At 44.7% G+C, this 13352-nt stretch carries 8 protein-coding genes; 5 read left to right on the top strand and 3 right to left on the bottom strand.

Features of this window, described 5'->3' with window-relative positions:
* The first annotated feature begins 50 nt into the window (after window positions 1-50).
* The 5 genes from QUB33_RS02060 to QUB33_RS02040 all read left to right on the top strand — a co-directional run bounded on the left by QUB33_RS02060 (window position 51) and on the right by QUB33_RS02040 (window position 5431).
* On the top strand, window positions 51-755 hold the full coding sequence (locus tag QUB33_RS02060; protein WP_190738345.1) for a helix-hairpin-helix domain-containing protein: 705 nt from the start codon (window positions 51-53) through the stop codon (window positions 753-755).
* Window positions 756-814: 59 nt separating this feature from the next.
* Window positions 815-1225: a DUF29 domain-containing protein gene (locus QUB33_RS02055; protein ID WP_445299497.1), complete on the top strand. Its 411-nt coding sequence runs from the start codon at window positions 815-817 to the stop codon at window positions 1223-1225.
* Window positions 1226-1269: 44 nt separating this feature from the next.
* Window positions 1270-1440: a hypothetical protein gene (locus QUB33_RS02050; protein ID WP_333346556.1), complete on the top strand. Its 171-nt coding sequence runs from the start codon at window positions 1270-1272 to the stop codon at window positions 1438-1440.
* Between the two features lie 120 nt (window positions 1441-1560).
* A complete protein-coding gene (chlG, locus tag QUB33_RS02045) occupies window positions 1561-2571 on the top strand; it encodes a chlorophyll synthase ChlG (RefSeq protein WP_006633316.1) in 1011 nt (336 codons plus the stop codon).
* A 241-nt stretch (window positions 2572-2812) separates the two neighbouring features.
* Window positions 2813-5431 (top strand): PBP1A family penicillin-binding protein, encoded by a 2619-nt coding sequence (locus QUB33_RS02040; protein WP_333346717.1) that lies wholly within the window; start codon window positions 2813-2815, stop codon window positions 5429-5431.
* Between the two features lie 23 nt (window positions 5432-5454).
* Here the strand turns inward: QUB33_RS02040 and QUB33_RS02035 are convergent, their stop codons facing one another.
* The 3 genes from QUB33_RS02035 to QUB33_RS02025 all read right to left on the bottom strand — a co-directional run bounded on the left by QUB33_RS02035 (window position 5455) and on the right by QUB33_RS02025 (window position 13076).
* Window positions 5455-6804 carry a 16S rRNA (cytosine(967)-C(5))-methyltransferase gene (locus QUB33_RS02035; RefSeq protein WP_333346552.1) on the bottom strand — a complete coding sequence of 450 codons (1350 nt, stop codon included), beginning with the start codon at window positions 6802-6804 and terminating at the stop codon, window positions 5455-5457.
* Window positions 6805-6996: 192 nt separating this feature from the next.
* Window positions 6997-7713, bottom strand: a complete 717-nt coding sequence (locus QUB33_RS02030) for a Uma2 family endonuclease (RefSeq protein WP_333346550.1) — start codon at window positions 7711-7713, stop codon at window positions 6997-6999.
* Window positions 7714-7880: 167 nt separating this feature from the next.
* The gene (locus QUB33_RS02025) at window positions 7881-13076 is read right to left on the bottom strand and encodes a tetratricopeptide repeat protein (RefSeq protein WP_333346547.1); all 5196 of its coding nucleotides are present in this window, start codon (window positions 13074-13076) and stop codon (window positions 7881-7883) included.
* Window positions 13077-13352 lie beyond the last annotated feature (276 nt).

The raw sequence follows: 13352 nt of genomic DNA, 5'->3' as shown, positions 1-13352 counted from the left end.
GAGTGAAATAAGTAAGTGTGAGATCACAGCTATTTAAGGATAAAATTAAAGTGTCTCAAGATTTATACTGGCTGCGTCAAACTCCAAACTGGGTGTGGTATTCTTTTATTCCCTACTTCGGCGGATTGGCGATCGCCTATGCAGGCCAAAAGTCAAATATTCGCAGTTGGATGGGATGGGGTGTTGCAATTACTTTAGCAGCACTAGCGGTATCTTCTTCAACTAATTTGGGTACGATCGTCTGGATTGCTCAAATTGTTACTGCTTTTAGTTTGAAAAAGCGCTATCTGATCAAAACCGCACCCAGAGGCATACTGGTTCCTGCAACTGCGACGAATGCCGAAGAACTAGCAAACGTGCGCGGCAAAATAGATATTAACGAGTGTACCAAAGACGATATGGTCAGAATCTTGGGTTTGCCGATCGTCTACGCCAACGATATTGAATCGTTGCAAAACGAAGGCTACATTTTTACCCACGCCGAAGAGTTATCAGAAATAGCCGGAGTTCCCGAAAGCCACGTCAGACGCATCGCCCCGATGATTTGCTTCAGCTACAATTATCAAAAAGAATTGCAGTTTACTTGGAAACGGTTAAACATTCTTTCGCCGGAAGAGTTGATCGCCAGCGGTTTAGATCGGACTGTGGCGGAAAAAATAGTTAGAGAAAGGCAGAGAAAAGGCGCTTACAAATCAGTTGTCGAAGTCAAGCGGCGGACGGGACTGCCTTTTGATTCCTATCGCCATATTTGTTAATTTGCAGTTGTTAGCACGAACAGCTTATGACATAAAAATTAGAAGTTGACCGAGAAGAAGTGTATGATACAGATTACCTGAGATGGATTGAAACCACTGTGGAAAAGTTGCGGGTTCGCGACTATTCAGACATCGACTGGGAAAATCTAATTGCAGAAATAGAAGACATGGGGCGAAGTGAACGCCGGAGTTTAGAAAGTAATCTGGTAATAATTATCCTGCACTTGCTCAAGTGGCAATTTCAACCATATCAAAGAAGCGGTAGTTGGAAAGGCAGCATTGCCGAACATCGCAGACGCATTCGCAAAGCTATCAAAGATTCCCCCAGTCTCAAACCATATCTTGAAGAGGTATTGACTGAATGCTATGCGGATGCAGCAGAACAAGCAACTGCTGAAACTGGATTGCCTGTAGAGACCTTTCCGCAATTATTTATGTATCTACACTTCGGTCGAGGTTCTAGATTCTGAATTTTTGCCAGATTTTCTGCCAGATGAGATGATTCAAGGGTAGTATGGCAAAAAAGGTCGATCGCCTCCCGGTAATTGACATTAAATGCACGGGCTGGCAAAAATCTCCCCCAGAAGGCGGACTCAGCGAAATTATAAAAAAAGTATTTATCCTCTTGACATTTACACAAAAAAATGATATTTCAGTATATTGTGAAACTCCTACTTTTCCCTAGCATCAACTCCAAGCCAGGGTAAGTTTTCAAGAATCTACCTTAAATATCAGTGGTAAGCTATCTGAATTATTATTGAAATGCAAAACGACACAATAGTAGCAGTACCGCTAACATCAAATTATGTCTGACTCTCCTCCATCCCAAATCTCCCCAGAAGCTGCACCGGAAAGTGCTGCTACCGAAAACCGCAGCGCCAAAACTAGGCAACTGTTGGGCATGAAAGGGGCCGCTAGCGGGGAAACTTCTATCTGGAAGATTCGCTTGCAATTGATGAAACCGATTACCTGGATTCCCTTAATTTGGGGCGTGGTTTGCGGGGCTGCGTCTTCTGGAAACTATGTTTGGAACCTAGAGAATTTCTTGATCGCAGCAGCTTGTATGTTGATGTCAGGGCCGTTGCTGGCCGGGTACACTCAAACTTTGAACGATTTTTACGATCGCGACATCGACGCCATTAACGAGCCCTACCGTCCAATTCCCTCCGGTATCATCTCGATTCCCCAAGTAGTAACGCAAATTTTGGTATTATTAGCCGCTGGGATTGGGGTGGCTTATGCTCTAGACTTGTGGGCGGGTCATGAATTCCCGATAATGACTGTTTTGACTCTCGGCGGCGCGTTTCTAGCTTATATCTACTCTGCGCCCCCGCTGAAACTCAAGCAGAATGGCTGGTTGGGAAATTATGCCCTGGGTGCTAGTTACATTGCCCTGCCTTGGTGGGCTGGTCAAGCTTTGTTTGGTACACTAGATCCCACCATTATGATTTTGACCCTGTTTTACAGTTTGGCAGGGCTGGGAATCGCGATCGTCAATGATTTCAAAAGTGTCGAAGGCGATCGGCAATTAGGGTTAAAATCTTTGCCAGTGATGTTTGGCATCAGCACAGCAGCTTGGATTTGCGTGTTAATGATCGACATCTTTCAAGCTGGGATTGCAGGCTACCTGATCAGCATCCACCAAAACCTTTACGCTGTCATTCTGCTGCTGCTGATAATTCCCCAAATTACTTTTCAGGATATGTACTTTTTGCGTAATCCCCTGGAAAATGATGTTAAATATCAGGCAAGTGCTCAGCCTTTCCTGGTTTTGGGTATGCTGGTAGCAGCCTTGGCACTGGGTCATGCGAGTTAAGCAGAGTTTTGAGGTTTGAGTTAAAAAATTTTGAATTCAAAAAATCTAATTCACTTCTCAAAAAAAAATACCAAGCTCTGCAGCGTTAAGAAAAGTTTTGAATTTTGAGTTGTGAATTAAAAAGTTTTTAATTCAAAAAATCTAATTCAAGGCAGCGTGTTATTCAAGAAAAAATGTCGAATTAAAAATTAAGAATTTAAAAAGGCTAGCTTTTTTAATTTTTAATTTTTAATCGGACTTGATGAGGTTTGAAGGTCTGAACGTGGCAGAATTTTTCTCAAATATCAAAGATACATTGAGCAAAGTCACTAACGCAATAAGCGGTAATTCCGATCGAGAACCGCCGAAAGCTGCGAAGGGTAATAAGCTCAACTCGCCGGAATCGGAGGCGGAATTTTCTACACGGACAAGGGATGAGCGAGGGGAGTATGTGGTATCAGAAGATGCTGCACCTCTAGAAGAGTCAGAATATTTAGAGTCAGAATATTTAGATTCACAATATTTAGAGCCAGAATACGCTCGATATCCAATAGTCAAGCGCGATTGGGAAGGGTTGAAGCGCTTAATCGCTTGGTTGGAAATTGAACCTCAAGTTACTAGCTTGCAAACCAAGGGAAAAGAATTGCTGCAGCCGGGATTAAGTTTGCGGGGAACTAAATCACCCCAAAAATCCGATAGTAGCGAATTGCGGGAAAATAGGGAATCGCAGAACACCGAACTGCAGAGACATACGGAACTACAGGAAATTAGCACACCGCAGGAAATTAGCACACCGCAGGAAAATAGCGCACCGCAGGAAAATACTAAAAAACGGAGCTCCCGCCGCCCTAGATTTTGGATAAGTTTAGGTGTTGCCAGTATAGGCGGGGGCGCTTTAATCTACGGTTTATGGATTTTGTACACCTTAGACAAAGGTTTGCCGGATGTTAACGATTTGTCAGCCTTTAACCGCGACGGAACGCTGACAATTAAGGCAGCAGATAATACGATTTTGTTGCAGTCGGGGCCTGCAACCAGAGATAAACTGAAACTTAAAGAAATTCCCGAATTGTTGGTTAAAGCTTTTATTGCCATAGAAGACCGCCGTTTTTACAAACATCGCGGGGTGGATTATCAAGGTATTGTGCGCTCCATTGTTTCTAATTTGATAGAAAGAGATTTAGTGCAGGGTGGCAGTACAATTACGCAACAATTGGCTCGCGTTGTTTTTCTCAATCAGGAAAGAAGTATTAGGCGGAAAGTCCGGGAAGCTCTTTTAGCTCAGAAAATAGAGCGAGAGTTGAGTAAAGACCAAGTTTTAGAACGGTATTTAAATCTGGTTTATTTGGGTTCGGATGCTTACGGGGTGGCAGATGCGGCTTGGGTTTTCTTTAGCAAAACAGTCGATAAATTAACTTTGGCAGAGATGGCAACTTTGGCGGGTTTGCCGCCGGCACCGAGCGAATATTCGCCTTTGGTTAATCCGGATATTGCTAAGAAACGCCGCAATCTTGTGCTGCAACAAATGCAGGAAGCGAAGGTAATTACAGAGGCTGAGGCCAAGGAGGCGATGGCGCAACCTATTGCTGTTAAACCAAGTGCGCCGAAGCGATTTAAAGTAGTCGCGCCTTATTTTGCTAGTTACATTCGGAAGGAATTGCCGCGCTATGTTTCTCAGGATGCTTTGGAAGCTGGCGGTTTGACTGTTGAGACGACGGTGGATTTGAAGTGGCAGAAAATAGCGGAACAGGTTGTTAAAAATGCGATCGAAGTTGATGGCAGCCGTCAGGGTTTTGAACAGGCCGCTTTAGTTTCTATGGACACTAAGACTGGGGAAGTTAAGGCCCTGGTGGGCGGGGGAAGTTTTAAGGAAAGTCAGTTTAATCGTGCTACGCAGGCTTTGCGGCAGCCCGGATCGACGTTTAAAGGGTTGGTTTATGCCGCGGCGATGGCGGCTGGTTTTTCTCCCTATGACGGTTACGAAGACGAACCAATTATTATCGACGGCTATCAACCGAATAATTATGGCAAAAAATTTAGCGGTTGGCGATCGATCTCTGATGCTTTGACGCGTTCGGTGAATGTCGTAGCTGTGAAGGTGTTGATGGATGTGGGCTTTGAACCGGCGATCAAAGTAGCCAACGATATGGGAATTAAGTCGAAATTGAGTCCGATTTATTCCCTAGCTTTGGGTTCTTCGGAGGTGAATTTGCTGGAGTTAACCAATGCTTACGGTACTTTAGCCGCGCAAGGGAATTTTATTGAAGCCCACGGAATTAAGCGGGTGATTAATCAGCGGGGAGATGTGATTTATCAGGCTAATTTTAAACCGAAGCGGGTTTTGGATAAGGATAGTGCTGCGATTACTACTTGGATGTTGGAGGGTGTTGTGCAAGACGGTACGGGGGGGCCTGCTGCTTTAAACGATCGCGCTGTAGCAGGCAAAACTGGTACTTCGGAAAACGTGCGGGATTTGTGGTTTATTGGTTACATTCCGCAGGTGGTGACTGGCGTTTGGTTGGGGAATGATGACAATTATCCCACCTGGGGAACTAGCGGTACGGCGGCGTATAATTGGCGCGATTTTATGAGTCAAGCTGTTAAGGGAATGCCGGTGGAGAAGTTTCCGAAGTTGCCGGAGTTGGAGGGCCGCAAAGGCAGTATTAAGGCCAAACCGGTGCAGCCTAAGAGGATTATTCGGGGGATGATTGTGAATGAGGATGGTGCGATCGTGCCTTACAATCCTAATCCTGAACCGAAGTATTACCCACCGCAAGAGCCTGCTTATCAAGAACCTGCTTATGAAGAGCCTGCTTATCAAGAACCTGCTTATCAAGAGCCGGCTTATGAAGAGCCAGCTTATCAAGAGCCGGCTTATTAAACTATCGGTTTGGAGTAAGGACTTTAGTTTTTTTTCAATTGCTTTAGCCTCACCATAAAAAAGCCGTCCATGTGATGTCTGTGCGGCCACACTTTCACCCATCCTTCGGGTGATGGCTGTACGGGTAAATCAATGGTTGGCGGTTCGATTTGCCAGTGAGGATTGCTGTCTAAGAACGATCGAATAACTGTTTCATTTTCCAAGGGATGAATCGTGCAAGTTGCATAAACTAATACGCCGCCGGACTTGACAAATGTCGCTGCATTTGCTAGCAATTCCGATTGCAGTTGAGATTGTTGTTGAATGTTTTCGGGCGTGTGATGCCAGCGGGCGTCGGCGCGGCGGTGGAGGGTTCCGAGGCCGGAACAAGGTGCGTCTAGTAAAACTCTGTCTGCGAGGTTAACAAACTCTGGAAAATGGCGGCTGTCTCCGGTATGAATTTTAATGGATTTCATCTGGAGTCTGTCTGCATTTTCTTTAAGTTTTTTGAGTCTGCTGGCGGTTTTGTCGCAAGCATAAATTGTGCCTTCATCCTGCATTAATTCGGCACTGTGGGTGGTTTTTCCCCCCGGCGCGGCGCAGGCGTCGATAATGGTTTCCCCTGGCTGGGGCGCTAGTAAATGGGTGACTAATTGAGCGCTGCTGTCTTGAATTGTCCACCAACCTTCGCTGTATCCGGGGAGGTTTTGAATTGCGCCGGTGCTGCCATTTAGCCTTAATGCTTGGGGTAAGTGGGGGATTCTGCTAGTTGAAATGTTGTGGGATTTGAAGGCAGCTTCGATTTGGGCGATCGAGCTTTTTAAAGGATTGATTCTCAGGTCAATTGTGGGGGATTGGTTGAACCATTCACAGAGTTGTTCGGTTTCGGTTTCGCCTATTTGTTCGATCCACAATTTTACCAGCCATTCGGGGAAGCTGTGCAGAATTCCTAGGCGTTCGACGGTTGATTTATAATTCGTAACTGTTAATGGGTTTAAGTTGTTATCTGTTAAACGGATGTATTGGCGCAACAAACCGTTGACAAAACTGCTGAGTCCTGAAAATCCGTTTTCTTTTGCTAGTTGAACGGTGGTGTTGACGGCGGCGGAGGGGGGAATCTGGTTGAGATATTCGAGTTGATATAAGCCTAAATGTAGGATGGTGCGGAGTTCTGGCGGTTGTTGGGAGGATTTCTTTGTTGCTAGTTTGTCGATGATGAAGTCGATCGATCGCATTCTCCTGACGCTACCGTAAACTAATTCTGTGACTAAACGCCGATCGAGGTCGTTGAGTTGAGAATTGCTGAAAGCGCGATCGAGTGCGGCATCTGCGAATGCACCGCGGCGGTGGACTTCGCGGAGTGCGAGAAAAGCTATTTGGCGGGGATTTTGCATGGGGAATTGTTGATATGTCAAGTTATTATAGGTTGTTGGAGGATTGAAAATAAAAAATAGAAATCACGGCGATTGAAATCGCATCTATAAAAACAAAGATAAGACGGCGATTGAAATCGCGCCTATACAAACGATGTCCGCCCCTGCGGACGGAAGAAAATAACCCGGTTTTAACCCCCCGGTATTTTTTGTTCAAATTTCGTCGGGATTGATGCCCATTTCTCGCAATTTCTCGGATAGGCGATCGGCTTTTTGCTGTGCTAACTCTTTATCTTGCCGTTCTTGTTCCATTTGTTGCTGTGTTAGTTCCATTTGTCGCTGTGCTGATTCCTGTTGTCTTGACAACTCCACATAAGACAAAAACTTCTGTCCATCAGGCCGATAAATTTCCAAGTCTCCCGATGCAGTTTGAAAACGGATCTGCAAACGCGGACTCACCCAACCATCCATTAATTCAATATAGTTGAGTTTTCCATCAGAACGCAGCCAACCAATTAATTCATTATCCTCTGGACTGTAGACATAATATTCTTCGACTCCATAATCCTGGTAGAAATTAAACAGCTTAAACAGTGCTCCGATTCGATTTCCCGGCGAGAGGATTTCAAAGACAACTTGCGGGGCGATATTATCTTCAAGCCACTGTTGGTAGGAACCTCTGTCACCTTTGGGTCTGCCAAAGACTACCATAGTATCAGGTGCTTGGCGAGTTTTGTTATCTCCTTCGACGGGATACCACAGCAAATCACCTGCTACAAAGACATTTTCGTTGTCTTTGAATAAGGCATCTATTCCGCCTTGAATTTTTACTATTAATTGGAACTGTTTGGTATTGTCAGACATGGGTTTTCCGTCGCTGTCTGGGTAGATGATTTCTGGCAAAGTTTGAGAGGGAATTGTTGTTGTCATGGGGATGACTCCATTGCTAGTAGCATCAATTTCTATTTTATATCTATTTTAGAGGACTTACGCATGGGGCCCAGAAACCGGGTTTTTTTAGGAAAATACTTCCTTCGTACTCGAAGATTAGGTAAAAAACCCGGTTTCTTTGTCGGAGGGCGTAAGTCCTGTTTTACTTATTCTGGTTTTGTTGACACCAATGGTTCTAATAAATTGCGTTCTTCTATGGGAAGTTCTAGCAAAACTCGTCTGTCGCCCTTTGTTTCCTTATAGCGGACAGCCGCTTTCAGCAGGCGGATGGGAATTTGGAATTGTTCGTAGTTGCTGGTTAGTTCTTGCCACAACTCTAACCAAGTGCGGGCGGCTTTGTCGCTGACCATTTCTGACATTAGTGCGGGGATGTTTCGCACGATTCCCTGTCCTAAGATTGAGAGATATTTATGTTTTTCGTAAACTGCAATTAGGCTGGTGATGCGAGGTTTCCAGACGGCTACATTCTTGTTTGCGAAGAGGTTGAAGAAGATAAATTTAAACTTGTTTACCCTGGTGTTACGATTCTGACCTGTCCCTAGATTCTTCTTTGCGAATAGGTTGCTGATAATTAATATTGTGTTATTTTCATCAGCTTTGTGGTCAAGGTTAAGGCATTGAAAGGCATAATCTAATGCGGTGATTCCTTCATCCCAACGATTCAATTCTAGAAGGGAAATAGCACGTTTGAAGAAGACAGATAAATCTTGAAAACCAAGTTTTATTGCTGTGTCATAATATGCTAATGCTTCACTGTAGCGTTCGAGATGATCCAGAACGCAGCCTCGGTCAAACCAAGCATCTATATAATTAGGATCGATTTCGATCGCTTTGTGATAAGATGCTAACGCTTCTTCATAGAGATTGAGAGAAAATAGCAACCAACCTCTGTTAACCCAAACTAATTTCTCATTGGGGTCAATCTGGTTCGCTTTATCATAGGATGCTAAAGCTTCTTCATAACGTTTTAGGTGGCTAAGTACAATTCCTCGATTGTTCCAAACCAGCGCATAATTGAGTTCAAGCTCGATCGCTTTGTCGCAGGATGCTAAGGCTTCTTCATAGTGATCGAGCTTACCTAGTACATAGCCTCGAAGATGCCACATGATCGCATTATTCGGTTCAAGCTCGATCGCTTTATCGTAGGATGCTAAGGCTTCTTTATAGCATTCGAGGTTGTTAAGTACACCACCTCGGCTGTTCCAAGCCGACAAATTATTGGGTTCAAGTTCGATCGCTTTGTCGTAAGATGCTAAGGCTTCTTGATAGCGTTCAAAGTTGTTGAGTAGATCGCCTCGCAGCTCCCAAATGCTCGCATGATTGGGTTCAAAGTTGATCGCTTTTTCGCAGGATGCTAATGCTTCTTCATAGCGTCCGATCATACTGAGTACCAAAGATCGGTTAACCCAAGCCCAGTTATAATTGGGTTCCAGTTCGATCGCTTTGTCGTAAGATGCTAAGGCTTCTTCGTAGCGTTTGAGGCTGTTGAGTACATGGCCTCGTCGAATATACCAAACGCTCGCACGATCGGATTCGAGCTCGATCGTTTTGTCCCAAGATGCTAAGGCTTCTTCATAGCGTTTGAGGCTGTTGAGTACATCGCTTCGGAAAATCCAAGCTGACAAATTATTGGGTTCAAGCTCGATCGCTTGGTCGCAGGATGCTAAGGCTTCTTCATCGCGTTCAAGATTGTTGAGTACATAGCCTCGCAGCTCCCAAAGGCTCGCATGATTAGGTTCAAGCTCGATCGTTTTGTCATAGGATGCTAAGGCTTCTTCATAGCGTTCAAGGTTGTTGAGTACAGCGCTTCGGAAAGCCCAAGCCGACAAATTATTGGGTTCAAGCTCGATCGCTTTATCATAGGATGCTAAAGCTTCATCGTAACGTTTTATTTTTTTAAATACATCACCTCGACTGTTCCAAACGAACGCATAATTGAGGTCAAGCTCGATCGCTTTGTCGTAGGCTGCTAAAGCTTCTTGATAACGTCCGAGGTTGTCGAGTATATCGCCTCGACTGTCCCAAACTAACGCATAATTAGGATCAAACTCGATCGCTTTGTCGTAGGATGCTAAGGCTTCTTCATAGCGTTCGAGGTTTTTGAGTACAATACCTCGACTGCTCCAAATCCACTCATAATTAGGTTCAAGCTCGATCGCTTTGTCATAGGATGCTAAAGCTTCTTCATAGCGTCCGAGGTTGTTAAGTACATAGCCTCGACTATTCCAAGCCAACCCATAATTATGGTCAATATCGATCGCTTTGTCGTAAGATGCTAAAGCTTCTTCGTAGCATTCAAGTTTGTCTAGTACATTGCCTCGAAGATGCCAAAAACTCGCATTATTGGGTTCAAGCTCGATCGCTTTCTCCCAGGATACTAAGGCTTCTTCATAGCGTTCAAGTTTGTTGAGTACACTGCCCCGAAGATTCAAAATGCTCGCATGATGGGGTTCAAGCTCGATCGCTTTGTCGCAGGATGCTAAGGCTTCTTCATAGCGTTCGAGCCTACCCAGTACAAGGGCTCGGTCAACCCAAACCCAGTTAAAATGGGGTTCAAGCTCGATCGCTTTTTCGTAAGATGCTAAAGCTTCACCGTAACGTTCAAGGTCGTTAAGTACACTGCCTCGACTACTCCAAGCCGGCCAATTATTGGGTTCAAGCTCGATCGCTTTATCATAGGCTGCTAAAGCTTCATCGTAACGTTCAAGGTCGTCAAGTACACTACCTTGACTACTCCAAACCCACGCATCATTGGGTTCAAGTTCGAGCGCTTTGTCATAGGATGCTAAAGCTTCTTCATAGCGTTCGAGGTTGTTGAGTACACTCCCTCGATGGTTCCAAGCCGACGCATCATTGGGGTCAAGATCGAGGGCTTTTTCGTAAGATACTAAGGCTTCTTCATAGCGTCCAAGGTAGTTGAGTACATGACCGCGAATATACCAAACCGACGCATCATTGTAATCAAGCTCGATCGCTTTATTGCAGGATACTAAGGCTTCTTCATAGCGTCCGAGGTAGCTGAGTACATATCCTCGAATATGCCAAATAATTCCATAATTCGATTCAAACTCGATCGCTTTGTCGTAAGATGCTAAAGCTTCTTCAAAGCGTCCGAGGTAGCTGAATACATAGCCTCGACTGTTCCAAATCCACGCATTATTGGGTTCAAGCTCAATCGCTTTGTCCAAAGATGCTAAGGCTTCTTCATACCGTTCAAGGTTGCTGAGTACATGACCCCGAAGATACCAACTGCTCGCACCATCGGACTCAAGCTCGATCGCTTTGTCGTAAGATACTAAGGCTTCTTCGTCGCGTTTAAGGTTGCCTAGTACATTGCCTCGAAGATGCCAAATACTCGCATGATTGGGGTCAAGGTCGATCGCTTTGTCGCAGGATGCTAAAGCTTCTTCATAATATTCAAGATTATTGAGTACATAGCCTCGACCATACCAAAGACTCGCATGATTGGACTCAAGTTCGATCGCTTTGTCGCAGGATGCTAAGGCTTCTTCATAGCGTCCGAGATTGTTGAGTACAGAGCCTCGAAAATGCCAAACATTCGCATAATTGAATTCAAGCTCGATCATTTTGTCGTAAGATACTAAGGCTTCTTCGTAGCGTTTAAGGCACTTAAGTACATGACTTCGAGCATACCAAAGGCTCGCACTCTTGGGTTCAATTTCGATCGTTTTGTTGAATGAGGCTAAAGCTTCTTCGTAGCGTTCGAGTTTGTATAATATACCGCCTTGCATCATCCAAGCTTGCCAATCTTTGGGTTCTAGCTCGATCGCCCGATCGAAGGATTCTAATGCTTCATCATAACGTTCGAGATTGTGCAAGCAATTTGCTTTTTCCAACCAGTCCTGTGCCTGACCGCGAATTACTACCAGTTTATTTGCTAGATTCAAAGTAGAAACATAGTCTTTCTTCTCCTTGCAATTTTCAATTTCCTGCACGCAAGCTGCTACGCGAAGGTTTTCATAATCATCTGTTTCCCTTGCCTGAAGCGCACGCAGTAGATATTCTCGCTCAAATACAGCATTAGGCGGTAGTGTTTCCAGACTTATATGATACTTCAAATGACTTTTTTCAGAGCTATTATCAAGTTGCTCTTTCCCGAGTGCAGTAAATCTTACCCCCAAGCGCTCCAATCGCTGTTTTAACTCTTGTGGAGTGTACCACAGTCGCAAAAAATCCACAATCAAACTAATCGGCCCGCCCCGATACTTCTTCACATCCATGCAAAAGCGCATCAGCACTTCTTTAATTTCATAATACGACTCGCGCCCACTCGACTCACTCGTTACATAACCCATTCCCGACAGTTGCTTAAGTTGGCTGGATGCTGTCTGATGCGTTATAAAACAGCGTTGGGCAATCTCTTTAACCATGACAGCCCCGCGCCGATCGCACAAAAATTCAACTATCTTGCGTTGCTGTGGCGAAAGCCATGCCATCCGCGCCTGATAGTACGGTGTCAATTCATCCAGAGTTTGCAAAAATGATTTCACCAGTTGATCGAGCGAGTCGCGAGTCAAAAATTCCGCAAAAATCATATAAACTCGGTGGTTGCCGCCAGCCAATTGATGGATTGCTTCAATTCGAGAACGTCCGGTTGGTGTTTCTATGAATAATTCTAGTTCTTTGTTCCCCTCTAATTTAGCGATATTTTTCAACAAGCAGACAACTTCATCTAAATTTAGCTTTTCTAAAGAGTGGAGATTGAAAAAGTCGTAGAATGGCGCTTTTTTATTGTCTATTCCTTTGAATAAATGCTGAGATGTCGCGAAAATCGTACAGAAAGGATAAATTTCTAAATAGTCTCGGAATTGCTGCTGCCCGCTGTCGCCCAACCCTTCAAACAAGTCATCCAGATTTTCTACAAGTAAAAGGAGAGTGCGATCGCCCGCAAAATCTTTCAGCAATTCTGCTGCTGTCTGTTGAGCGCTATCGGGCGATTCATCGTAAAGCGATTCTACCCGATCGAACAATTCAGCCTTGTATTCAGCCGGATATTCGGATTGGAGCGATCGCAAAATTCGCAGGAGCAAATCGAGAAACGACGTGACGCCCCACTCTTCCTCCCGCAACCAAGCAATCAGCACTTTGTCCCGCAAATCCTCCATTTTGGAAACGCGGTGATACATTAGCGAGACTAAGTGCGTCTTCCCAATACCTCGCATCCCAATCAATAGGTGATGCTGCTTGATCGGCTTGAGGATGCTCAACCGGATTGACTCGACTAGCTCGTTTGCCAAATCGTGACGCTGCACCAACATCTTCTCTAAATCTTCGTGCTTCATCAGACTGGGCGTGAAGCGAGAGACAAGTGTACCTTTCATACTGTCAACCCCCTAGATAGTAACTGGGAACGAGAAATTATGGTGGCTCCGTTTTCCATGAAATGCTTGTTATACAAGGTTTTTAAGGTGTGTACGTTTAATTTACCATATATTTTAAAATGTACGTTATTTCTATTGTATATTTTTTAAAGCAGTGTTAGACTGCCCTTAACAAGCAAACAAGCGCCCCTAGCTGTAACTAGAGACGCTTTCGATCGCTTATCCGTTTTTTCGGGAGCGACTGGCTGCAACCAGTAGCACTCTCATGTTGTTTAT

Origin of the sequence: Microcoleus sp. B3-A4 (genome assembly GCF_036705385.1) — a bacterium.
Classification (GTDB): Bacteria; Cyanobacteriota; Cyanobacteriia; order Cyanobacteriales; family Microcoleaceae; genus Microcoleus.
The sequence above is the reverse complement of the archived record's forward strand: the minus strand, read 5'-3'. Positions and strand labels throughout refer to the sequence as shown.

Bases quoted from the DNA above. Each gene is read 5' to 3' on its own strand.
- QUB33_RS02025 (WP_333346547.1), bottom strand. From the start codon at position 13,076: ATGAAAGGTACACTTGTCTCTCGCTTCACGCCCAGTCTGATGAAGCAC.
- QUB33_RS02040 (WP_333346717.1), top strand. From the start codon at position 2,813: ATGAGGTTTGAAGGTCTGAACGTGGCAGAATTTTTCTCAAATATCAAA.
- chlG (WP_006633316.1), top strand. From the start codon at position 1,561: ATGTCTGACTCTCCTCCATCCCAAATCTCCCCAGAAGCTGCACCGGAA.
- QUB33_RS02030 (WP_333346550.1), bottom strand. From the start codon at position 7,713: ATGACAACAACAATTCCCTCTCAAACTTTGCCAGAAATCATCTACCCA.
- QUB33_RS02050 (WP_333346556.1), top strand. From the start codon at position 1,270: ATGGCAAAAAAGGTCGATCGCCTCCCGGTAATTGACATTAAATGCACG.
- QUB33_RS02035 (WP_333346552.1), bottom strand. From the start codon at position 6,804: ATGCAAAATCCCCGCCAAATAGCTTTTCTCGCACTCCGCGAAGTCCAC.